At 73.6% G+C, this 22634-nt stretch carries 20 protein-coding genes and 1 riboswitch; of the genes, 5 read left to right on the top strand and 15 right to left on the bottom strand.

Translation table 11 applies throughout. The features are described from left to right. Nucleotide 1 precedes the first annotated feature (1 nt). From selA to ABD331_RS13090, 5 genes are all read left to right on the top strand, one after another. A complete protein-coding gene (gene selA / locus ABD331_RS13070) occupies nucleotides 2–1312 on the top strand; it encodes an L-seryl-tRNA(Sec) selenium transferase (protein ID WP_344474085.1) in 1311 nt (436 codons plus the stop codon). A gap of 275 nt (nucleotides 1313–1587) precedes the next feature. After that, nucleotides 1588–2595, top strand: a complete 1008-nt coding sequence (locus tag ABD331_RS13075; RefSeq protein ID WP_344474086.1) for a PQQ-dependent sugar dehydrogenase — start codon at nucleotides 1588–1590, stop codon at nucleotides 2593–2595. Beyond that, nucleotides 2592–3710 (top strand): acyl-CoA dehydrogenase family protein, encoded by a 1119-nt coding sequence (locus tag ABD331_RS13080; RefSeq protein ID WP_344474088.1) that lies wholly within the window; start codon nucleotides 2592–2594, stop codon nucleotides 3708–3710. Before ABD331_RS13075 ends, ABD331_RS13080 begins: the two co-directional genes overlap by 4 nt. Continuing rightward, a complete protein-coding gene (locus ABD331_RS13085) occupies nucleotides 3707–4546 on the top strand; it encodes a phosphate/phosphite/phosphonate ABC transporter substrate-binding protein (protein WP_344474090.1) in 840 nt (279 codons plus the stop codon). The genes ABD331_RS13080 and ABD331_RS13085 overlap by 4 nt, the downstream gene beginning before the upstream one ends. After that, nucleotides 4543–5742, top strand: coding sequence for a ferritin-like domain-containing protein (locus ABD331_RS13090; protein ID WP_344474092.1), 1200 nt, complete (start codon nucleotides 4543–4545; stop codon nucleotides 5740–5742). The genes ABD331_RS13085 and ABD331_RS13090 overlap by 4 nt, the downstream gene beginning before the upstream one ends. A 144-nt stretch (nucleotides 5743–5886) precedes the next feature. Here the strand turns inward: ABD331_RS13090 and ABD331_RS13095 are convergent, their stop codons facing one another. From ABD331_RS13095 to ABD331_RS13165, 15 genes are all read right to left on the bottom strand, one after another. Continuing rightward, nucleotides 5887–6339, bottom strand: a complete 453-nt coding sequence (locus ABD331_RS13095) for a PH domain-containing protein (RefSeq protein WP_344474094.1) — start codon at nucleotides 6337–6339, stop codon at nucleotides 5887–5889. Nucleotides 6340–6358: 19 nt separating this feature from the next. Next, the gene (ribH, locus tag ABD331_RS13100) at nucleotides 6359–6826 is read right to left on the bottom strand and encodes a 6,7-dimethyl-8-ribityllumazine synthase (RefSeq protein ID WP_344474096.1); all 468 of its coding nucleotides are present in this window, start codon (nucleotides 6824–6826) and stop codon (nucleotides 6359–6361) included. Between the two features lie 13 nt (nucleotides 6827–6839). Further along, nucleotides 6840–8057 carry a bifunctional 3,4-dihydroxy-2-butanone-4-phosphate synthase/GTP cyclohydrolase II gene (locus ABD331_RS13105; protein WP_344474098.1) on the bottom strand — a complete coding sequence of 406 codons (1218 nt, stop codon included), beginning with the start codon at nucleotides 8055–8057 and terminating at the stop codon, nucleotides 6840–6842. Beyond that, nucleotides 8054–8716 (bottom strand): nicotinamide mononucleotide transporter family protein, encoded by a 663-nt coding sequence (locus ABD331_RS13110; protein ID WP_344474100.1) that lies wholly within the window; start codon nucleotides 8714–8716, stop codon nucleotides 8054–8056. The genes ABD331_RS13105 and ABD331_RS13110 overlap by 4 nt, the downstream gene beginning before the upstream one ends. Next, entirely contained in the window at nucleotides 8713–9303 is a 591-nt protein-coding gene (locus ABD331_RS13115; protein ID WP_344474103.1) for a riboflavin synthase, read from the bottom strand. The genes ABD331_RS13110 and ABD331_RS13115 overlap by 4 nt, the downstream gene beginning before the upstream one ends. Next, the gene (gene ribD, locus ABD331_RS13120) at nucleotides 9303–10661 is read right to left on the bottom strand and encodes a bifunctional diaminohydroxyphosphoribosylaminopyrimidine deaminase/5-amino-6-(5-phosphoribosylamino)uracil reductase RibD (RefSeq protein ID WP_344474105.1); all 1359 of its coding nucleotides are present in this window, start codon (nucleotides 10659–10661) and stop codon (nucleotides 9303–9305) included. The genes ABD331_RS13115 and ribD overlap by 1 nt, the downstream gene beginning before the upstream one ends. 119 nt (nucleotides 10662–10780) lie before the next feature. Next, a riboswitch (FMN riboswitch) is annotated at nucleotides 10781–10911 on the bottom strand. A 77-nt stretch (nucleotides 10912–10988) separates the two neighbouring features. Then, nucleotides 10989–11798 (bottom strand): oxygenase MpaB family protein, encoded by an 810-nt coding sequence (locus ABD331_RS13125; protein ID WP_344474107.1) that lies wholly within the window; start codon nucleotides 11796–11798, stop codon nucleotides 10989–10991. Between the two features lie 146 nt (nucleotides 11799–11944). Further along, nucleotides 11945–12607: a ribulose-phosphate 3-epimerase gene (gene rpe / locus ABD331_RS13130; RefSeq protein ID WP_344474109.1), complete on the bottom strand. Its 663-nt coding sequence runs from the start codon at nucleotides 12605–12607 to the stop codon at nucleotides 11945–11947. A gap of 20 nt (nucleotides 12608–12627) precedes the next feature. Next, entirely contained in the window at nucleotides 12628–13620 is a 993-nt protein-coding gene (locus tag ABD331_RS13135; protein WP_344474111.1) for a phosphatase PAP2 family protein, read from the bottom strand. A 19-nt stretch (nucleotides 13621–13639) separates the two neighbouring features. Beyond that, nucleotides 13640–15205, bottom strand: a complete 1566-nt coding sequence (locus tag ABD331_RS13140) for an RsmB/NOP family class I SAM-dependent RNA methyltransferase (RefSeq protein ID WP_344474113.1) — start codon at nucleotides 15203–15205, stop codon at nucleotides 13640–13642. Nucleotides 15206–15235: 30 nt separating this feature from the next. After that, a complete protein-coding gene (gene fmt, locus ABD331_RS13145) occupies nucleotides 15236–16162 on the bottom strand; it encodes a methionyl-tRNA formyltransferase (protein ID WP_344474115.1) in 927 nt (308 codons plus the stop codon). Nucleotides 16163–16166: 4 nt separating this feature from the next. After that, complete coding sequence (gene def, locus ABD331_RS13150) at nucleotides 16167–16715, bottom strand: peptide deformylase (RefSeq protein WP_344474117.1); 549 nt, start codon at nucleotides 16713–16715, stop codon at nucleotides 16167–16169. A gap of 96 nt (nucleotides 16716–16811) precedes the next feature. Next, the gene (locus tag ABD331_RS13155; protein ID WP_344474119.1) at nucleotides 16812–18149 is read right to left on the bottom strand and encodes a hypothetical protein; all 1338 of its coding nucleotides are present in this window, start codon (nucleotides 18147–18149) and stop codon (nucleotides 16812–16814) included. Between the two features lie 37 nt (nucleotides 18150–18186). Next, a complete protein-coding gene (locus tag ABD331_RS13160) occupies nucleotides 18187–19656 on the bottom strand; it encodes a hypothetical protein (RefSeq protein ID WP_344474121.1) in 1470 nt (489 codons plus the stop codon). Between the two features lie 49 nt (nucleotides 19657–19705). Next, a complete protein-coding gene (locus ABD331_RS13165) occupies nucleotides 19706–22573 on the bottom strand; it encodes a primosomal protein N' family DNA-binding protein (RefSeq protein WP_425565991.1) in 2868 nt (955 codons plus the stop codon). Nucleotides 22574–22634: the final 61 nt, after the last annotated feature.

The following is a 22634-nucleotide window of genomic DNA, read 5'->3' on the forward strand; positions in this document are numbered from 1 at the left end:
CGTGACAGACCCTCGCCGATCCATCCCCAGGACGGACGCCCTGCTCGCCCACCCCCGGCTGGCCGAGGCCCGCAGGCGGTTCGGCCACGCCCAGGTCAAGGCCCTGATCGTGGCCGCGCAGGAGCACGCGAGGAAGGGCGACCTGCCGCCGTCGGACGTCCTGGCCGCCGTGCTGGAGTCACTGCCGGGCTCCGCCGCCGGCCTGCGTCCGGTGATCAACGCCACTGGCGTGCTGCTGCACACCAACCTGGGCCGCGCCCCGCTGTCGGCTGCCGCCCGCCAGGCGGTGGAGCTGGCCGCCGGCGTCACGGACGTCGAGCTCGATCTCGGCACGGGCGGCCGGGGCCGGCGGGGACGCACCGCGCTGGCCGCGCTCGCCGCCGCGGTTCCCGCGGCCGAGGCGGCGCACGTGGTGAACAACAACGCCGCCGCGCTCGCGCTGGCGGCCACCGCGCTCGCGGCGGGCGGCGAGATCGTGATCAGCCGGGGCGAGCTGATCGAGATCGGCGACGGTTTCCGCCTGCCCGACCTGCTCGTCTCCACGGGGGCGCGGCTGCGCGAGGTCGGCATGACCAACCGCACCTCGCTCGCCGACTACGCCGGGGCGATCGGGCCGCGGACGGGGATGGTGCTGAAGGTGCACCCGTCCAACTACCGGATCGAGGGTTTCACGGCCGACGTCCCGGTGGCGCGGCTGGCGGAGCTGTGCCGTGAGCGGGGCGTCCCGCTCGTCGGCGACGCCGGCTCGGGCCTGCTGACCCCCGAGCCGCTGCTGCCCCGCGAGCCCGACGTCACGACCTGGCTCAACGAGGGCGCCGACCTGGTCACCACCAGCGGCGACAAGCTGCTCGGCGGCCCCCAGTGCGGCCTGCTGTTCGGCCGCGCCGAGCTCGTGGAGCGGCTGCGCCGCCATCCTCTGGCCCGCGCGCTCCGGGTGGACAAGATCACGCTGGCGGCGCTGGAGGCCACGGTCGCCGGCCCGCCGACCCCGACCTGGGAGAGCCTGCACGCCGGCCAGGCCGCGCTGCGCGCCCGCGCCGAGAGCCTGGCGGCCCGGCTGCGTGACAAGGGGATCGACGCCGAGGCCGTCGGCAGCCAGAGCGTGGTCGGCGGCGGCGGGGCGCCCGGGGTGGTGCTGCCGAGCGCCGCCGTCGCGCTGGACGGGGCCATAGCCGCCGTGCTGCGCCGGGCGGAGCCGCCCGTCCTCGCGCGCGTGGAGGGCGGCCGATGCCTGCTCGACCTGCGCGCGGTGCCGGCCGAGGACGACGACGCACTGCTGGACGCCGTGCTCGGCGTGCCGCCGGAGGAGTGAGCGCGGGCACCGCTTTTTTGTGCCGCCATTGAATAGGCATTCCGGCCAAAGGGGATAAGCGGCCGTTTGACGGGTCTATTGACCAGACCAAAACCACCCGTTACATTCCTTTCCGGACGTCTCCGTGATCATGGAAACGGGCGTCCCAGCGTTCCCGCTCGACCCGGCCCTGGTGTCTTTCGTGAAGGGATAGCGAATTGCCGTTTCCATCGTTCGTGTCAGAGGCCAGGCGAGGACGGAGAAGGCGCGCAGGAGCGCTGCTCTTAGGTCTGACGGTGGCCCTTCTCGGCGCGCAGCCCGTGTACGCCGACGAGCCGAACGGTCCCGTCGTCACCGGCACCGTGGCCACCAACCTCCAGATCCCCTGGGGCGTGGCGTTCCTGCCCAACGGAGAGACCCTCGTCAGCGAGCGCAACACCGCGAGGATCGTGTCGATCGTCCCCGGCAAGCCCGTCCGCGAGGTCGGCGTCGTCCCCGACGTCAACGCGACCGGCCAGGGCGGCCTGATGGGCCTGGCCGTCTCCCCGCACTTCTGGAAGGACCGCTACGTCTACGCCTACCACACGGGCGTGACCGACCAGCGGATCGTACGCATGCGTTACACGCACGGCGCGCTCGGCGCCCCCGAGCCGGTGCTGACCGGCATCCCGACCGGCACCTCCCACCTCGGCGGGCGGATCACGTTCGGCCCCGACGGCTTCCTCTACGTCGGAACCGGCGACGCCGGCGTCCCCGCCAACTCCCAGGACCCGGCCGGCCTCGGCGGCAAGATCCTGCGCATCACCGCCACCGGCGCGCCCGCCCCCGGCAACCCGTTCCCCGGCTCGCCCGTCTACACTCTCGGCCACCGCAACGTGCAGGGCTTCGACTGGGACCACCAGGGACGCCTGTGGGCCTCGGAGTTCGGCCAGGCCACCTGGGACGAGCTCAACCTGATCACGCCGGGCGCCAACTACGGCTGGCCGGTCGTCGAGGGCCAGACGGGCACGCCCGGCTACGTCGACCCGCTCCTGCAGTGGACGCCCGCCGAAGCGTCCCCCAGCGGGCTCGCCATCAGCGGCAATGTCATCTACATCGCCGGCCTGCGCGGCCAGCGGCTGTGGGCCATCCCGCTCCAGGGCGCCGGCGTCGGCACGCCCGTCGCGCACTTCACCGGCCAGTACGGCCGGCTGCGGACGGTCATCAAGTCCCCCTACGGCGGCCTCTGGCTCACCACCAGCAACCGCGACCAGCTCGGCGTCCCCGGCCCCGACGACGACAAGATCCTCAAGGTGAAGCCTTGACCGAAGCTCTGGCGGCCGTGATCGACGCGATCGTGACACCACAGGCCGAGGAGGTCGATGGCGGCGGCGTCTTCCCGCGCGCCGCCAAGTACGCCCTCGGCAAGGCCGGCCTGCTCGGCCTGACCAGCGCCGCCGAGGCCGGCGGCGCCGGTCAGGGGCTCGCCGCCGCCGCCGGGGTGGTCCGCCACCTGGCGGCGGCGTGCGGCTCCACCGCGATGGTCGTCCTCATGCACTACGCGGCGACCGCCGTGATCGAGGCGCACGGCCCGGACGAGGTCCGCCGGGACATCGCGCGCGGCGAGCACCTCACCACGCTCGCCTTCTCCGAGGTGGGCTCGCGCAGCCACTTCTGGGCGCCGCTGGGCACGGCCGCCGGGAGCGAGGGCGGCATCCGGCTCGACGCCCGCAAGAGCTTCGTCACCGCCGCGGGCGAGGCCGACGGGTACGTGTGGTCCAGCCTGCCGCTGGCCGCCCCAGGCCCGATGACGCTCTGGCTGGTGCCCGGCGACGCGCCGGGGCTCTCGGTCGGCGGCCCGTTCGACGCCATCGGGCTGCGCGGCAACGCCTCCAGCCCGATGACCGCCGGCGGCGTGCGTCCCCGGAGCATGCTCGGCGCGGACGGCGCCGGCCTGGACATCGCGCTGGCCACCGCGCTGCCGACCTTCCTCGTCCTGAACGCGGCCTTCTCCCTGGGCGTCATCGACGCCCTCGTCACCGCGGCCTCCGCGCACGTCGCCGGCACCCGCCTGGAGCACCTCGGGCAGAGACTGGCCGACCAGCCCTCCGCCCGCGCGGCCTTCGCCCGCGCCGCCATCCGGCGCGACCAGGTACAGGCCTTCCTGCACGACGTGCTCACCGCGCTGGAGACCGGCCGCGACGACGCGACGCTGCGGGTGCTGCAGGTCAAGGCCGTCGCGGCCGAGGCCGCCATCGAGGTCGCCGACGAGGTCATGCGGTTGTGCGGCGGCTCGGCGCTGCGCCGCGACCTCGGCATCGAGCGGCGCTTCCGCGACGCGCTCGCCGCCCGGGTCATGGCGCCCACCACGGAGGCGCTGCACGACTTCGTCGGCCGCCTCTCCTTCGGCCTGCCGCTGCTCGACGGAGGACCTTCGTGACTCTGCTGATGGGGGCCGTGGCGTACGACCCGAAGGTGGTGACGATCTGGGCGGGGTTCCGCGCCTGGCTGGCGCGGCAGGGCCTGCCGTTCGACTTCGTGCTGTACTCGCACTACGAACGCCAGGTCGAGGACCTCGTCGCCGGACGGATCCACGCCGCGTGGAACTCCCCGCTCGCCTGGGTCAGGGCCCAGCGCCTGACCGCGGGCCGGGACGACCCGGTGTACCCGCTGGTGATGCGCGACACCGACCGCGACCTGCGATCGGTCGTGGTGGTCCGGGCCGATTCGGGCATCGACCAGGTCTCCGGGCTCAAGGGCCGGCTCGTCGGCGTGGGCGCCGCCGACTCGCCGCAGGCCACCCTGCTGCCCCTGCACGACCTGCGCCGACAGGGGGCCGAGTTCGACGTCCGGCTCTTCCAGGTCGGCGTGGGCCTGCACGGCGACCACGTCGGCGGCGAGCGCGACGCCGCGCGGGCGCTGCTCGCCGGCGAGGTCGCCGCGGCCTGCATGCTGGACGCCAACCACCTGCTCTTCGGCCAGGAGGGCACCCTGCCCGCCGGATCCACCCGGATCCTGCACCTGACCGACCCCTACGACCACTGCAACATGACCATCGCGGGAACGGCCCCACGCGAGCCGGTCCAGGAGTTCGGCAGGCTCCTGACCGGCATGTCCTACGCCGACCCCGAGGTGCGCCCGCTCCTCGACCTCGAAGGGCTCACCGCGTGGCTGCCCGGCCGCACCACGGGTTACGCGGCCCTGGAGAGCGCGGTGGACGCGGCCTCCTTCTACGACCCGGCCGGCCGGATCACGGCCGCGGACTACCGGCCTTGACCGACCGGATCGCCCGCCTCGCGGGCATCGGGTTCGACCAGGGCGCCCGGACGATCATCCGCGGGGAACTGGCGGCCCTCCCGCCCGGCGGCCGGCTCGGCGTCGCCGGCGACCACGACGCCCTCCTCGTCCACCTGTCCGCCTGGTGCCGCAAGGAGGGCCACCGGCTGGAGATCCCGCCCGCGGGAACTTCGAGCGTGCGCGCCTGGATCACGCCCGGCCCCACGGCTCACGTCCGCTGGGCGCGGGCCGAGCGCGCCGGCGGCGCGGGCGTCTCCGGCGTCGTGTCCCACCCGCCCGCGCACTGGGGGCTCGCCGCCCGCGGCGCCCTCGTCGAGCCCGGCGGCCCGCCGGCGCCGTTCGACCTCGACCGCAAGGAGGTCGTCTGGGCCGACCTGGCCCCCGCCCTGTACGCGCAGGCCGCCGCCAGGCAGTGGGATCCGGCGACGGCCATCGACTGGGAGGCCGGCGGCGGCCTGCCCGCCGAGGTGGAGGCGGCCGTCGTCCAGGTGATGACCTACCTGGTGGAGAACGAGCAGGCCGCGCTGGTCGTCCCGGCCAGGCTGCTGGCCAGGGTGCACCCGCACTTCCGCGAGGTGATGCAGCTCCTCGCCGTCCAGGCGGCCGACGAGGCCCGGCACATCGAGGTGTTCTCCCGGCGGGCCACGCTGCACGGCGCGGAGCTGGGCACCTCCTCGGTCGGCGGGCGCGCCTCGCTCACGTCGCTGCTGGCCGAGCCGGACTTCTCCCTGGCCTCGTTCCTGCTCTCCGTGCTCGGCGAGGGCAGCTTCCTCAACCTGCTGTCCTTCCTGCACCGGCACGCCCCCGACCCCGTCACCCGGCGCATCGCCGAGCTGGCGCACCAGGACGAGGCCCGCCACGTCGCGTTCGGCGTCGCCCACCTGGCCGAGCAGTCCCGGCGCGACCCCGCCTTCCGCGGCCGGCTCCGGGGAGCGATCGAACGCCGCCACGACCTGCTGGCCGACACCGCCGGGCTCAACGAGGACGTCTTCGACGCGCTGACGCTGCTGGCCGCCGGCTCGTGGTCGCCGGCCGCCGTCGCCGAGGGCCACGCGGTCGTGCAGCGCCTGCAGGCCGACATGTTCGAGGGGCGCAGGAACCGCCTGGTGCGCCTGGGCTTCCCGCCGGACGAGGCCGCCGAGCTGTCCGCCCTGCACACCCGCAACTTCATGTGACCGTCACAGGACGATCGGCAGCCTGTCATGGCCGCGCACGGTGCTGCTGTGCAGCCGCGCCGCGCGCTCGTGATCCTCGACCCGGCCGGGATCGTCGTGCCGGGCAGGCCCACGTCACGGGTGCAGATGTGCTCGCGCGTCTGATCACCTCTCCCGCGCCTCGCCGCGCTCCCTGATCAGCGCCCGCAGCTCCGCCGTGGCCTGACGGGCGCGGGCCTTCTCCGAGCCCTGGATCCCCATGGCGCTGACCGTACGCCCGTCGGACAGGTCGAGCCGCGGCCACGGATCGCCTGTCACCATCGTGACCTCCAGCACCTCCGGCCACGTCACCCGCTGCGTACGCATCGCGTTGACGATCGTGAGGCCCTCGTCGTCGGCCTCCACCCGCACCCGCCCCAGCAGATGCAGCACCCAGGCCACCGCGCAGCCGAACGCCACGATCGCCACCCGGTCGGGCAGCTTGAACGGCTGCGCGATGAGGACCGCCATCACCACCGCCCCCAGCACGATCACGACCGCGAAGCCGTAGGCGACGACGCGGCCCCGGCGCGGACGCCAGGTGACGGGCAGGGGCGGAGGGGATACGGGCTCTGGCACGAGGAGAACCTACCGTAGGTCAGGCGAGGGTCCTCAGGAGGAGGGCGGTCTCGAGCGCGGCGATGGTCGACTCATACCCCTTGTCCTCCTTGCTGCCCGGCAGGCCGGAGCGATCGACCGCCTGGTCGAGGCTCTCGCACGTGAGCACGCCGTTGCCGATCGGCGTCTCCTCGTCCAGCGAGATCCTGGTCAGGCCCGACGTCACCGAGTCGCACACGTACTCGAAGTGGGCCGTCTCGCCGCGGATGACCGCGCCCAGCGCCACCACCGCGTCGCAGCGGCGGGCCAGGGCCTGGGCCACCACCGGGATCTCCAGCGAGCCCGCCACCCGCACCACGGTCGCGCTGGCGCCGCTGTCGTCGCAGGCCTGCACGGCGCGTGAGACGAGCTGGTCGGTGATCTTGGCGTGCCAGCTCGCCGCCACCACGCCCACCGTCAGCCCTGCCGCGTCGGGCACCGCGACGCCCGGCCGTCCTTCCCCGCTCATTCGCTCTCCTTGTTCACGAGGCCTCAGAGATGTCGTGGCCGAGGCGTTCGCGCTTGGCCTTCAAATACCGCTCGTTGTACGGGTTCATCGCCACGGGCATGGGCTCGCGGCCGAGAACCTTGATGCCGTACCCGTCCATGCCCTTGAGCTTGGCCGGGTTGTTGGTGAGCAGCCGGATCGACTTCACCCCGAGATCGGCCAGGATCTGCCCCGCGTTGGAGAACTCCCGCGCGTCCACCGGCAGCCCCAGCTCCAGGTTGGCGTCCACGGTGTCGCTGCCGTTGTCCTGGAGGCTGTACGCCTTCAGCTTCGCCAGCAGGCCGATCCCCCTGCCCTCGTGCCCGCGCAGGTAGACGACCACCCCGCGGCCCTCCTGCGCGATGGCCGACATGGCGTGGTCGAGCTGCACCCCGCAGTCGCAGCGCATCGAGCCGAACACGTCGCCCGTCAGGCACTCCGAGTGCGCCCTGACCAGCACGTTCTCGCCGTCGTCCAGGTCGCCGAAGACCAGCGCGACGTGCTCGCCGCCGTCGAGCGCGCTGGCGTACCCGAACGCCCGCCACATCCCGTACGTGTTCGGCAGCCGCGTCTCGGCGACCCTGGTGACCATGCTCTCGGCCCGCCGCCGGTAGTCGACGAGCTGCTCGATGGAGACCAGCGCCAGATCGTGCTCGTCGGCGAAGCGGCGCAGCTCCGGCAGCCTGGCCATGGTGCCGTCGTCGTTGACCACCTCGGCCAGCGCGCCGGCCGCCGACAGCCCGGCCAGCCTGGACAGGTCGACCGCCGCCTCGGTGTGGCCGCGCCGGGCCAGCACGCCGCCCTCGTGGTAGCGCAGCGGGAAGACGTGACCGGGGCGGACCAGCTCGTTGGGCTCGGTCGCCGAGTCGGCGAGCGTGCGGATGGTCCTGGCCCGGTCGGCCGCCGAGATGCCCGTGGTGACGCCGTCGCGGGCGTCCACGGTGATCGTGTACGCCGTGCGCATGCGCTCCTTGTTGTGGAACACCATGAGCGGCAGGCCCAGCCGGTCGAGCTCCTTGCCCTCCATGGCCACGCAGATCATGCCGCTGGTGTGCCTGATGGTGAACGTGCACAGCTCCGGCGTGGCCTTGGCCGCGGCGAAGATGAGGTCGCCCTCGTTCTCCCGGTTCGCGTCGTCCACCACCACCACGGGCTTGCCGTTGCGGATGTCCTCGATCGCGCGCTCGATCGGGTCGAGCTTGATGTCGCTCACCGGGCCACCGCCGGCACCGCCAGGGGCCCCGTGCGGTATTCACGCAGCCATTTCACGAAACCGACCATGACCAGGACGAAGAAGACGCCGTACACGGCTCCGGACACCACCAATCCCGAACTGAACGCCAGCGGCACCCCGACCAGGTCCACCGCCACCCACACGATCCAGAAGTCCACCAGCGCCCTGCCCTGCGCCCAGGTCGCCGCCGCGCTGCCGACGAAGATGTAGGCGTCGGCGGCCACCAGCACCATGCCCTTGACGCCCGGCACCGAAGCGCCCCACGACAGGCCCGTCACGTAGAACAGCACCCCGATCGCGGCCGTGCCCAGCAGCATGACGCCGATCAGCATCGACCGTTCCCACCAGTGGGCGGGCCTGACCGCCAGCTGCTTCCCGTCCTGCGTGCCGCGCCGCCACGCCCACCAGCCGTAGACCGCCAGGCCCGCGAACAGCACCTGCTTCAGCGCGTTACCCGTGACGTGCGCGTTGATCGAGGCGGCGAACAGCAGCACCGCCCCGGCGAACTGCACCGGCCACGTCCACATCGACTTGCGCATGGCGAGCAGGACTGTGGCCAGGGCGGCGATGTTGCCCACCAGGTCGGTCCACAGGACATGCGTGCCGAAAACCTCGAACCCGGCGTTTAGCCAGTTCATTGCCTGACCACCAGCCTCTCCACATACTTCGCGATCACGTCCACCTCGATGTTGACCACGTCACCCACCTGCCGCTCGCCCATCGTGGTGAGCTTCAGCGTCGTCGGGATGAGACTCACGCCGAAGCCGTCGTCGTCAACCGTCGTCACCGTCAGGCTGATTCCATCGATGGCGATCGACCCCTTCTCCGCCACGTACGGGGCGATCGGCCCCGGCAGGGAGAAGCGCAGGTCGTCCCAGCTCTCGCCGGGGTCGCGGGACAGCAGGACCGCCGTGCCGTCCACGTGGCCCTGCACGATGTGGCCGCCGAGCCGCTGGTCGGCGCGCACGGCGCGCTCCAGGTTCACCGCGGAGCCCTCGGCCAGGCCGCCCAAGGAGCTGCGGTCCAGCGACTCCCTGATCACGTCCACGGTGAACACGTCGTCCTTGACCTCGACGACCGTGAGGCACACGCCGTTGACGGCGATCGAGTCGCCGTGCTTGGCGTCGGAGGTCACGACCGGGCCGCGCACCGACAGCAGGGCGCCGCCGCCCGCCTGCTCGATGGCCACCACTTCGCCCTTTTCCTCAATGATTCCGGTGAACATCACTTCTCCCTGCCTGATTGAGTGCCTGGTTGAGTGCCTGGTGTGGGGGTGGGCCGGGCAACAAGCCGCAGATCCGGCCCGATAGTGGAAATTTCGTCAAATCTCAGGCGGTGGAGGTCGCCGATCGTCCCCGCCCCTGCCGCGCCCAGCGCCGCCTGTCCCGAACCCAGCAACGCCGGCGCCAGATATGCCACCACCCGGTCGACCAGCCCTCGCCGCACGAACGAACCGGCCAGCGTCGGGCCGCCCTCCAGGAACACGCTCACCACGTCGCGCGCGGCCAGCTCCCGCAGGAGGGCCTCCAGGTCCAGGCCCTTGTCGTGGCGGGGCAGGCGCAGGAGGTCCGCCTTGAGGTCGGTGCCGGTGTCGTCGGCCACGGCGATGAGCGTGGGGGCCTGGTCGTCCAGGACGCGGGCGGACGGAGGTGTCCGGGCGTCAGGATCGACCACAACCCGCAACGGCCCCCGCCGCCGCCCGGCACCGGTGGCAACGCCAGCGCCTTGGCTCACGCCTTCGCCCGCGCCCGCATCCGCGCCCTGGCCTACACCTTCGCCCGCTTCCGCCCCTGCACCCGCGCCCTGGCCTACGCCTTCGCCCGCTTCCGCCCCTGCACCCGCGCCCTGGCCTATGCCTTCGCCAGCTCCCGCGCCTGTGCCCGCGCCTTCGCCAGCTCCCGCGCCTTCGCCAGCGCTCGTGCCTTTGCCCGCGTCTTCGGGCCGCCCACCCGTGCGGGCGGTGAGCTGCGGGTCGTCGGCCAGCACCGTGCCGATCCCGGCGACGATCGCATCAGCGGCCCTCCGCAACCGATGCACGTCCTCCCTGGCCTCAGCCGAGGTGATCCACTTACTGGTCCCGTCCTCAGCCGCCGACCGCCCGTCCAACGTCGCCGCGAACTTCCACGTCACATGAGCCCGCCCAAGCCGCACATACGTCAGCCACTCCTCATTCCCCCGCTCAGCAGCCTCGGCCAGCACCCCGGCCGTGACAGCCACTCCACGCGCCCGCAGCCGCGCGGCCCCACCGGCCGCCTTGGGGTTGGGATCGGACACGGCGATCACCACCCGCGCCACCCCCGCCTCCAGCAACGCGAGGCTGCAAGGCCCGGTGCGCCCGGTGTGGTCGCAGGGCTCCAGCGTCACGTACGCGGTGCCGCCCCTGGCCCGCTCCCCCGCCTGTGCGAGCGCGACGACCTCGGCGTGCGGCCCGCCGGCGTACGCGTGGAAGCCCTCACCGGCGACCTGCCCGGCGGCGTCGAGCACGACGCAGCCCACGACGGGGTTGGGGCTGGTGGTGCCGTGACCGCGCGCGGCCAGCTCGACGGCGCGCGCCATGTGGGCGGCGTCCTGTGCGGGTGTCATCAACCCCGGGTCTCCTACTCGCCAGTAGCTTCAAGCCACGGCGGGCCCCGGGGGATATTTCGCCATGAGTGCGACAGGTGCCCTCATGGCAGGCCGCCCGGCTGGGACGCCGGACAACCTCGCGCGCTTCCTCCCATCCGGACTTTAACCGTCGGTCCCGGAATTTCACCGAGTCAACCGGCCGATGGCATCGGCCGGGTCGCGGACTGTCACCGCCGGTTCGGAATTTCACCGACCCCGGAGCACGCTAGCTCTCTTCTCCTACCAGTTTGCCATGCCGATACCCGAGCATGCGACCACCCCCCGAAAAACAACCAAGCGATTGCTTCAGGCGGCCATCAGCCGATGCGCGCGGCGCGCCGCCGGGCTGTACCGCACGTGCCCAGGCACCAGCCCGAGCCCCGTGTGCAGGGTGCGCAGGGTGGCGGTGGCCCACAGGTCCTCGACCGGGGTGGCGGGCAGCCCGTACAACCGCCTGGCCCAGCGCGGGAGCGTCGCGAACGCCAGCAGCGTCAGCGCGGGCATCGCCGGCTTGAGCGGGGTGAGCAGGCGCGGCAGCGGGGCGTTCAGCGACAGGCGCAGCGGATGGGCGGCCTCGGGCACGAAGCGCAGCCCTGGGCGTTCGGCCTCGATGTAGTCGTGCAACTCCGCCACCGAGCCGGGCACGTCCTCCCGCGCCAGCCCGACGACCTCGGCGGCCCGCCGCCACTCGGCCACGAACGAGTCGGCCTCCGCGTCCGACAGCCGCACCCCGGCGCGGCGGGCGACCGACAGGTACGAGTCGACCTCGCCCACGTGCACCCAGCGCAGCGCTTCAGGATCGTCGAGGCGGAAGGTGGCCCCGGTGTCGGGGTCGTGCGCGGTCAGCTTGGCGTGGATCTTACGGACGCGGCGTCCGGCGCGCTCGACCTCGGCATGGGTGCCATAGGTGCGGACGCGGACGAACTCGGTGGTCCGTACGAACCGGGACCAGGCCTCCTGCGGATCCATCAGCGCCGAGTTCTGCAGCACGCCGCGCATCGCCCTCGGGTGCAGCCCCTGCATCAGCAACGCGCGGAAACCGCCCACGAGCAGGATCGGCTCACCCATCACCCGCCACGTCACCGAGCGGGGCCCGAAGATCCCATGGTCGCTCATAAGTGGATAGTTACCCAGGTAGGGCGACCTTCATGTCAACGGACGGCCATGCCGGGAAACGGCACACCCAGGACCGGCGCGGGGACGAGACGGCTGACTCGGGGGACGGCGCGATCAGGAGACGGCGCGATCAGCGGAGGGCGCGATCAGGAGACGGCGCGGTTGGCGGCGGCGCGTAGTTCGTCGATCGCCGCCACCGGGTCGGACGCCCCGTAGACGGCACTGCCCGCCACGAACACGTCGGCCCCCGCCTCCGCGCACCGCTCGATGGTGCCGGCGTCCACTCCCCCATCGACCTGCAGCCAGACCCGCCCCCCGTGCCGCCCGATCAGCTCTCGGGCCCGCCGCACCTTGGGCAGCACCACGTCGAGGAACTTCTGCCCCCCGAACCCCGGCTCCACGGTCATCAGCAGCAGCATGTCGACCTCGCCGAGCAGATCCTCGTACGGGTCGACGGCGGTGGCCGGGTTGAGCGCGAGCCCCGCCCTGGCGCCGAGCGAGCGGATCTCGCGCAGCGTGCGGATGGGCGCCTTGGCCGCCTCGGCGTGGATGGTCACGCTGCCCGCCCCCGCCTCCGCGTACTGCGGCGCCCAGCGGTCGGGGTCGGCGATCATGAGGTGGCAGTCGAGCGGCGTGTCGGTCGCCTTGTGCAGCGCCTCGACCACGGGCAGCCCGAGGGTCAGGTTGGGCACGAAGTGGTAGTCCATGACGTCGACGTGCAGCCAGTCGGCGTTGGGCACGGCGGCGGCCTCGTCGGCGAGCCTGGCGAAGTCGGCGGCGAGGATGCTGGGCGAGATCTGTACGGCCATGATCCCCCTAGTCTAGTGACTCACGCCGCCCCGCCCTGCCGGACGCCTCCGCGTTCGCGGCCCCCGGCCATCAGCCCGAGCCTGATGAACAGCAGCGGCGCCCCCACCTGCACCCACAACGTCAGCACCGCATAAGCCACATACGTCCCCACAACGCCCTCCGGCAGCACCTCACGCTCGACGTACCAGATGAGCACCGCCACAACGGTCCCGATCACCCACCGCCCGGCCCGCGCCCGCAGCGTGCCGCCCGCGTCGAACCACCCCAGCCGGTACATCAGGGACGCCCCGGCGAGCGTCCCCAGCAGCACCCCCGCCATGGTGACGACGGTCTCCAGCCCCTCGGGATCGATGGCCCCCGCCGAGCTCCACCCCGGCGGCACCACCCACCCGCCGTACGGCACGTTGGCGAGCGCCGCGCACCCCAGCAGCGCGACGGACAGCACAGCGGACGCGGCGAGCTGCACCCACAGCGCCTGCCCGCGCCACCACACCGTGACCGGCCGCTCCAGCCGCCGGACGAGCAGCAGCACCACGATGCCGAGCAGCACGCCGACGACCACGTCCGAGATGAAGTGCACCCCGAGGTACACCCTGCTCAGGCACACCAGCCCGACGACCACCGCGGCCCCCCACCACGCCCACGGCCTGGCCACCGTCGCGGCGATCCAGCCCAGCCCCACGGTGCCGATCTGGGCGTGTCCTGAGGGCAGCCCGAAGGTCTGCTCGATGGAGTACGGGTGGATCCTGGCGTCGATCCAGTACGGCCTGGGCTGGTGGGCGGCGAGCTTGAGCACCGCGTTGGAGGCGGCCGCCGTCAGGACGGCGAGCCCCAGCCGCAGCGCGAGCCCCGGGTTGACGCACCAGTAGAGCAGCGGCAGGCAGAGCAGGAAGAACGTGTCCGTGCCGAGCACCGACACCAGCTCCATCACCGGCCGGACGGCGTCGGGCCAGCTCTGGAGCCACACGATGGGTGCCAGCTCCGCCAGGTGAAGGTCGTCCAGGAGATCCATCACACGGCCGGGGACGGCGTCAGGAGGTCCTGCGCAGCAGCGCCAGGAACATCGCGTCGGTGCCGTGCCGGTGCGGCCAGAACTGGGCGTGCGGCCCGTCGCCCAGCGCCTCGACCTCGGGCAGGTAGGCGCGGGCGTCGAGCTGCTCGGCGTCCTTCCTGCGGGCCAGCACGTCGCCCACCACGACCCGGGTCTCGGCCAGGTGAGGCGAGCACGTCACGTACGCCACGACGCCGCCGGGGCGCACGGCGTCGAGCGCCGTCTCCAGCAGCCGCCGCTGCAGCTTGCCGAGGTCGGCGATGCCCGCCGGGTCGCGCCGCCAGCGCGCCTCCGGCCGCCGCCGCAGGGCGCCGAGACCGGTGCAGGGGGCGTCGAGCATCACCCGGTCGAAGACGCCCGGCCGCCACGCGGGCTCGGTGCCGTCGGCGGTGACGACGGACGCGCTCCTGGTGGTCTGCCAGACCAGCCGCGCCCGGTGGTACTGCACGTCGGCGGCGAGCACCCGCGCCCCACCGGGGAAAGCCCCGGGAACGTCCGAGCGCATGCCGCCGCCCGCCGCGGGCGAGCCCGCGCCGCTGCCCGGTGTGTCCGAGCGGGTGCCGCCGTCGGACGTGCCCGGTCGTGAGGCGTCGTCGCCGGCCGCGCGCCGGTCGGCCTCGCTCCGCAATCCGGCCAGATCCCCGTGGTCGGCGATCGCGTCCAGCAGCCCGGCCTTTCCGCCAGGCCCCGCGCACATGTCGAGCCACAGCTCATCACCGTCGCCACCGACCGGCACCCGGGTGAGCGCCAGCGCAACCAACTGGCTGGCCTCGTCCTGCACCGCCGCCCGGGTCTCGGCGACGGCCTCGATCTGCCCGGGATCCCCTTCGCGCAGATAGGCGGCGTACGGCGAGTACCGCCCAGGAAGGGCGCCGGCGTCCAGCAGCTCCTCCACCGAGCTGCGCCCAGGCCGCGAGACGAGCGTCACCAGCGGCCGGGCGTTGTCGGCGTCGAGCAGCTCGGCCATCTCGTCGGACGAGCCCAGCGCGTCGCGGAACGCGGAGACGATCCAGCGCGGATGCCCGTAGGCGACCGCGAGGTGCCCGACGGGGTCGTCGGCGGGGTCGGGCGCCACGATGGGCACCCACTCCTCCAGCGTCCTGGAGCCGATCTTGCGCAGCACCGCGTTGACGAACTTGGCGGCCCCCTGGCCGATGCGCAGCCGTACCAGATCGACGGTGGTGCCGACGGCGGCGTGCGGCGGGACGCGCATGCGCAGGAGCTGGTGGGCGCCGAGCCGCAGCGCGTCGCGCACGTCGGGGTCGGGCGCGCGGTCGCTGCACATCTCGATGATGGCGTCGTAGGTGCCGAGCCCGCGCAGCGTCCCGTACGCCAGCTCGGTGGCCAGCGCGGCGTCGCGCCCCTTGATGCCGCGCTCGCGCAGCAGGCGCGGCAGCAGCAGGTTGGCGTACGCGTCGCGCTCGTCAACCGCGCGCACCACGTCGTAGGCGGCGTTGCGGGCCGGGTCGCGCGACGGTCTGCGGGGCCTGCCCGAGCGGTCGTCGCCGCCCCTGCCGCCGGACCCCTGCTGCCCCCTGGTCTTCATCCGCTCAACTCTCACTCGCGGCACGCCCGGTCACCCGAAGAGCTCCTTGCTCTCCGGGCGGACCCCGCGGGCCCATTCGACGGCCCCCATCAGCCGCTTGCCCTGCGGCTGCACCTCGCCCAGCTCGACGGCGTCGCTGGCCGTCCCGACCAGCACGGACGTCTTGGACGCGACGATCTCGCCGGCCGCCAGCCGTTCGCCTGGCACCACCCGCACGGGCCCCAGCTTGACGCGCTGCCCGCGGAACTCGCTCCACGCGCCCGGGTTGGGCGTGCAGGCCCTGATCAGCCGGTCGACGCGCATGGCGGGCTTGGTCCAGTCGACGCGGGCGTCGGTGACGGAGATCTTGGGGGCGATCGTGACGCCGTCGGCGGGCTGCGGGCGGGCCTCCAGGGTGCCGTCCTCGACGCCGTCGAGGGTGGCGGCGAGCAGGCCCGCGCCGGAGACCGACAGCCGCTCCAGCAGCGCCCCGCTGGTGTCGGAGTCGCGGACCTCCTCGGTGACGACGCCGTAGACGGGGCCGGCGTCGAGCTCCTTGACGATCTGGAACGTGGTCGCGCCGGTGATCTCGTCGCCGTGCAGGACCGCGTGCTGGACGGGCGCCGCGCCGCGCCAGGCGGGCAGGATCGAGAAGTGCAGGTTGATCCAGCCGTGCCGGGGCACGTCGAGCGCCGACTGCGGCAGCAGGGCGCCGTAGGCGACCACGGGGCAGCAGTCGGGCTCCAGCTCCCTGAGCCGGTCGAGGAAGGCGGGGTCGCCGGCCTTCGGCGGGCGCAGCACCTCGATGCCGGCCTCCTCCGCGAGCTCGGCCACCGGCGAGGGGTGGACCTTGCGGCCGCGGCCCGACTGGGCGTCGGGGCGGGTGACGACCGCGACGACCTCGTGCCGGGGCGAGTCGATCAGGGTGCGCAGTGACGGGAGTGCCGTCTCGGGCGTGCCCGCGAAGACCAGACGCATGCTGTCAGAGCGCCCTTCCGCCGGTGGCGTGCGGCGAGACCTTGATGACCGGGGCGGACAGGCCGCTCCACTCCGCCTCGCGCACGGCCTTCATGGCCAGCTTGCGCTGCTTGGGGTCCATCCGGTCGATGAACAGGATGCCGTCGAGGTGGTCGGTCTCGTGCTGGAAGCACCTGGCCATGAGGTCGGTGCCCTCCAGCGTGACCGGCTCGCCGTGCATGTCGAAGCCCTTGGCGACGGCGCGGATGGCGCGCGGCGTCGGGAACGACAGGCCGGGGAAGGACAGGCAGCCCTCCTCGCCCTCCTCGTCGAGGTCGCCGGACAGGTCGAGGTCGGGGTTGACCAGGTGGCCGAGCCGGTCGTCGACGTAGTAGGTGAACACCCGCAGCCCGACGCCGATCTGCGGGGCCGCCAGGCCGGCACCGGGGGCGTCCATCATCGTGTCCGTGAGGTCCTTGACCAGCTTGCGCAGCTCCTTGTCGAAGTCGACGACGGGGGCCGCCGCGGTGCGCAGCACCGGATCTCCGAACAGCCGGATCGACTGGATCGCCAAGGGGGTGACTCCGTTCTCAAGCGTGGATCAGCCCAGTTTAGTGCAGGTGCGGGCCCAGCCAGGTGGCCCAGCCAGGTGGCCCGGTCAGTCGGTCTGCTAGCCGCTGCGGCGCGCGTGCTCCAGCGAACGGGCCTTCATCGCGGCCTTGCGTGCCGCCTTGACCACGGCCTTGTCGTCGTGGGCGCCGGCGAGCATGTCGAGGACGGCGATCGTGTCGGGGTGGCCGACCGCGGGCATCTCGCCGACGAGCTTGATCAGGTCCTCGCCGGGCTCGGGCGGGTCGATGCGGCCGGCGGCGGGGCCCGACAGGTGCATGAGGGCCGCCAGCGAGTCGACCGCGAGCCAGGTGTGGTCCTCGGGGCTGAGCGTGGGGGCCGCGAGGTCGCGGATGTGCAGCCAGGACGCGGCGTAGCGGCGCATCAGCGGATGCTCCAGCGCCTGCCTGACCGGGGCCTCGGCCTCCGGCCCCAGCTCCTCCAGGATCGCGCCGACGGCGCCGCGCTGCCCGGCCGTGCCGGAGGCGGCGATCTCGATCAGGTCGCGGGCGGCCGACTCGGGCGAGCGGCGCTCCAGCCACCCGGCCACCGCGCTCTGCGTGGCGCTGCCCTTGACCAGCGCGTCGACCAGCTCGGCCGCCGACAGGTCGGCGAACACCTCCACCTCGGCGGCGGTCGGCGCGTCGTGGCCCTCGCGCAGCAGATCGCGGCGGATGGCCCACACGCCGAGCGGGGTGAGCGCGGTGCGGCCCGCGGCGGTCTGCTCGACCAGCCCGCAGTACGCCAGCAGCGACAGGGCCTCCAGCAGCTCCGCGGGCAGCGCGGCGGCGATCTTGCGCATCTCGGCCGCGCCGGGCGCGCAGGCGACCTCGTGGGACTGCAGGATTCCGCGGGCGAGGTTGGCGGTGGCCACCCCCGACCGCACGGAGTAGATGGTGGCCAGCATCTCGGCGAGGTGCCCGTCGACCACGGCCGAGCCGGTCAGGCCCTCGTCGGCGCGGTCGAGGACGTCCATGACCACGCCGTCCCAGAACTCCAGCGTGGCCTCGACCGTGAGCTGCATCGACAGCGGCCCGCGCGAGGCCTTGCCGCCGAGGATCTGCAGCAGGCCGGTGTTGACCGCGACGACCCAGATCAGGCGCAGGCGGGCGGCCGGCAGGCCGAGCTCCCGCGCGGCGGTCTCGGCGTCGGGCTCGGTCAGGTGGCCGGAGGGCGTGACCTGGCGCTCGCCCGTCCACGTGGTGAGCCGGATGGCGTCGGCCACCAGCGGCACCGTGGGCACCGCCCTGGCCAGCTCGGCGTCGGGCGCCAGCAGGACCGGAGGGAACGTCAGCGCCTCATGCTCCACGTGAGTCTCCTCAGGGGGCCGTGGAGGCACGGCGGCCTGCTCATCGATCAGCTTACGCAGCTCGGAGAGGTCGAAGACGTTGTTTGCCACCCACGAAACTTACTGCACAGCGGTCACATGAGCGTACTCAACGGATGCCGCGGGAGCGGGCTTTGAACGCGGCCTTGCGTGCCGCCTTGGCCACCGTACCGTCGGTGATGGACCGTCCGAGCAGCTCCAGGACCTCGACGACGTCGGGGTGGTCGACGCGCCACATCTCCTCGATGAGGTGGGCGGGCGGGCCGGAGGCGGCCATGTTCTCGGCGAAGATCTCCGGGTCCTCCTCGGCGGCGGGCATGGCCAGGGCCAGCATGTCGACGCTGACCCAGAGCAGCTCGTCCTGGGTGAGCGGCGGCGCGGGCAGCTTCCTGGCGGCCAGCCAGTGGATGGCGTGCGGGCGCAGCTCCTGGTCGTCCAGGTGGTCGCGGACGGCGGGCTCGGCCTCGGCGCCGAGGCGGTCGACGATGGTGATGGCGATGCCGCGGGCCACCGCGGGCGCGCCCGAGGCGGCGGCCAGCAGCTCGGCGGCGGCCTCCGCGGGCACCCTGCCGGACAGCCAGCGGCTGATGTCGTCCTCGGCGATCTCGGTGGGCACGCCTTCGAGCAACCCCTCGATGAGCCCGAGCGCGTCGGCCTCGGCCAGGTCGGGCGCCTCAGGCGCGTCGATGCCGAGGGAGAGGTAGTGCTCGCGCAGCGCCCAGACCGCGAGGGGCGTCAGCTCCGCGCAGTCGCCGGCGACGCGCAGCATGCCCGTACGCTCCAGCCGGCTCAGCACGGCGGCCAGGTCGGCCTCGCCCTCGCCGGACAGCTCGTCGAGGTAGTCGCCGATCACCGTGACGGGCACCCGCACCTGGAGCCGGTAGATCATGTCGAACAGGTCGTAGAGGCCCTCGTCGAGCTCGGCCGAGCCGGTGACGGCGCCGCCCGTGTCCTGCTCCAGCAGGTGGGAGACGCGCTGCGCCCACGCGGTCAGCGGGTCGCCGCCGGCGGGCAGCGGCTCCTCCGCCAGCATCGGGACGCCCTGGAGCGCGGCGCGCAGCTCCTCGGGCGCGGCCAGCCGGACGGCGGGCAGCGGCGTGCAGCCGGGGCAGTCGCAGGGCGCCTCCCCCAGGTCGGGCAGCTCGCCCGAGGGGATGGCGACCGACTGCTCGAGTGAGTCGGGGCCGATGGAGCTGAACAGGCTCTTGGCCATGCCGAAGTTCGCCGGGTCGGCGAGCGCGTCGGGCATGCGGGTGGCGATGTGGTCGAGCCGCTCGCGCATCCGCGTGGCCGTCTCGCCGCTCACCTGGGCCGCCTCGGCGAGGTAGTCGACGAGGGTGCGGGCGGCGGCGACGGTCTCCGGCGCGCTCTCCGGAGGGGCGATGACCTTGCGCGGATAGATGGACAGCAGCAGCTCGTCGAAGGTCTCGGGGGTGAAATCACCCAGTTCGTTGACGTTGAGGTAGTCGCTGGCGTAGTCGCAGAGCAGGCGGACCTCGTCCGCGTCCACCTCGACTTCCCGCGCGCGCCCCCAAGCGCGCAGGTCGTCGATGGCCTGGTTCACCCATTCGATCGACACAGGGGCACGCTAACGGGTGACCCACGGATGAGCGAATCGGGGAAATGGTCTAAATAAGGTCGAGAGGGTCGACACTCACCCTCACGACATCCGGCGTCTTTCTGGCCGCACGCACCCCACTGGCCCCCTTCAGCGCAGCCGCCAAGGCCGCCCCACCTGCCCGGCGAACCCGGATCATGGCGCGTTCCTGACCGGACTCGTCCACCGGCACGGGGCCGAGCACCTGAGCGTCCGGCGGAAGGCGTACCTCTTCGAGCATCTGCCTGACCGCGCTCGCCGCGCCGGTCAGCGTCGCCATCCGCACCGCCGGCGGGAACCCCAGCTCGGCCCGGTCGCCGAGCTCACGCTCGGCGTGAGTGATCGGATCCCACCGCAGCAGCGCCTGTACGGACGGCAGCGCCGCGTCCCCGAGCACCACCAGCTCGGCGGCGGGACGCAGCAGCGCGGCGGCGTTCATCCACCGGCGCACCGTCTCCTCCGCCGCCCGCAGATCGGCCCGCCCGAGCAGCGCCCACCCGTCCAGCAGCACCGCCGCCGCGTAACCGCCCTCCGCCACCGGCTCTGCGCCCGGCGTCGCGACCACCAGCGCGCGGGTGGCGGGCACCGAGGCCAGGACGCCGTCGCGGCCCGACGTCCGCACCGGCACCGACGGGAACGCCCTGCCGAGCTCCTCCGCCGTCCGCCTGGCGCCGGTCACCACGGCGCGCAAGCGGGGGCTGCCGCAGGACGGGCAGCGCCAGGCGGCGTCCACCCGGCCGCACCAGCGGCAGTACGGGGCCGTATGGCCGCCCCTCAGCGCCAGCGGGCCATGACACAACGGCCCCCCCTGCTCGCCCAGCGTCTGTGACGATCCTGGCGTCTGTGACGGTCCAAGCGTCTGTGACGGCCCTAGCGTCTGTGATGGTCCCAGCGTCTGTGACGGTCCCAGCGGCACCACCGTCTGGGACGGCCCCCGTCCTGCTTGCGGCATCACCGTCTGGGACGGCCCCCGTCCTGCTTGCGGCACCGCCGTCTGGGACGGCTCCCCCAAGGCGGTGCGGGTGGGCGGCAGGACGCAGCGGGCCGGCATGCGGCAGTGCTGGCACGCCAGCGCGGGCAGGTAGCCGCGCCTGGGCACCTGCACCAGCACGGGGCCGCTGTCCAGGCCGACCCGCAGGGCGCGCCAGGCGATGCTGGGCAGGCGGGCCTGGCGGGCGGCCTGGTCCTTGGCCAGCTCGGCGTCCTCCCCCGCCGGACGCACCCGGGGGGCCAGGCTCCTGATCGTCGTACGCGCCGCCACGATCGGCCGCGCCCACCCACTCGCCACGAGCTGCGTGGCCTCGGCCGTACGGGCGTAACCGCCGATGAGCATGCCGGCGCCGGTCCGGTGTGCGCGCAGGCCCAGCACCTCGCGGGCGTGCGGGTAGGGGGCCAGGCGTTCGGCGTGCAGGTCGTCGCCGTCGTCCCAGATGGCCACCAGGCCCAGCTCGGCGACGGGGGCGAACATGGCGGCCCTCGTGCCGACCACGGCCTTCACATGGCCTCTCAGGACCTTCAGCCACCGCCTGTACCGTTCCGCAGGGCCCAGGTCGGCGGTCAGCGCCACATGCCTGCCCGGCCCCAGCAGGCGGGCGAACTCGGCGTCGGCCAGCGCCACATCCTTCCCGTCGGGCACCACGACGACCGCACCCCTCCCGCCGTCCAGCGTGGCCCGCACGGCCTCGGCGATCGCGCCCGCCCAGCCCCTCGCGCCTGGAAGCGCCGACCAGACGGCCCGGGGGGTGCGGCCGTTACGCAGCGCGTCCAGGAAGGACGGGCCGGTGGGGTACGCATCCCAGGCACTCACGAACTGGACCGCGGCACCGGGGGTTGGGGTGCCGGGCGCTGTGGTGCCGGGCGCTGTGGTGCCGGGCGCTGTGGCGCCGGGCGCTGTGGCGCCGGGGGGCGTGACGCTCGCAGCGCTCCGGGCCGCCGCACCCGAGGCTGCCTGCCGGGCCGTCGTGTGCGCGGTGGGCACGGTGGACGCGGGCGCGGTGAACGCAGACGCGCTAGGCGCAACGGGCGCAGGCGCAGGCGACCCGGGTGCGGCGGGCGACGTGCTCGCCGGTGGCACAGCCGGGCGCTCAGGCGGCGTAGGCGTGGACGTGGCCGGCGCGGCGGTGGGCGTGGGCGCAGGCGCGGCTGTGGAGGTCGGCGGCGTGCGGGCAGGCGGCAAGGGCCCCGTGGGCGTGGACGCGGGGGGCGTGCTCGCATGCGGCGCGGACGCAGCGGGCGCGGCAGGCGCGGCGGGCGCGGCGGGCGCGGCGGGCGCGGCGGGTGCGGCGGGCGACGTGCTCGCCGGTGCCGCTGCCGTGCGGTCAGGCGGGATGGGCGGCGGCGCGGCTGACGTGGGCGGCGCGGAGGCGGGCGTGGGTGACCCGGGTGCGGCGGGCGACGTGCTCGCCGGTGGCACAGGTGGCACGTACGCGGGCGGCGGGCTGGTGGGTGGGGTGGGTGGGCTCTCGGACTCGGCCTTGGCGTGGCGGGGTGGGATGGCGAGTCGCAGTACGTCGGTCAGCGTCCCCGCGTACCGGTCGGCCACCGCCCTGGCCAGCCCCGCGATCTCGGGGGTGAGCACCCGTTCGGGCGACACCACCCGTTCGAGCGGCGTCAGCTTGCCCTCGTGCTCGCTCTCCCCCACCCGCTCCAGCAGGAACCCGTCCACGAGCTTGCCCGCGAACCGGACCCGCACCCGCACCCCCGGCTCGGCGACGGCGTGCAGGGGCTCGGGGATGAGGTAGTCGAAGGGCCGGTCGAGGTGGGGCAGCGGGCTGTCGACGACGACCCTGGCCACGGGCTTGTCGGGGGCGGGGACGGGCGCGCCCTTGGTGTCCTTCGACGACTGCGCGGGCCGCACGGCTTCGAGCGGCAGGAGGGCGTCGTCGGAGGAAGGGGTCACGCAAAAGGTCTACCAGACCTCCGCCCGCATCCACGCCCACGACGTGCCCCGCGAGCGGCCG

It is taken from the genome of Nonomuraea monospora, assembly GCF_039531895.1.
Classification (GTDB): domain Bacteria; phylum Actinomycetota; class Actinomycetes; order Streptosporangiales; family Streptosporangiaceae; genus Nonomuraea; species Nonomuraea monospora.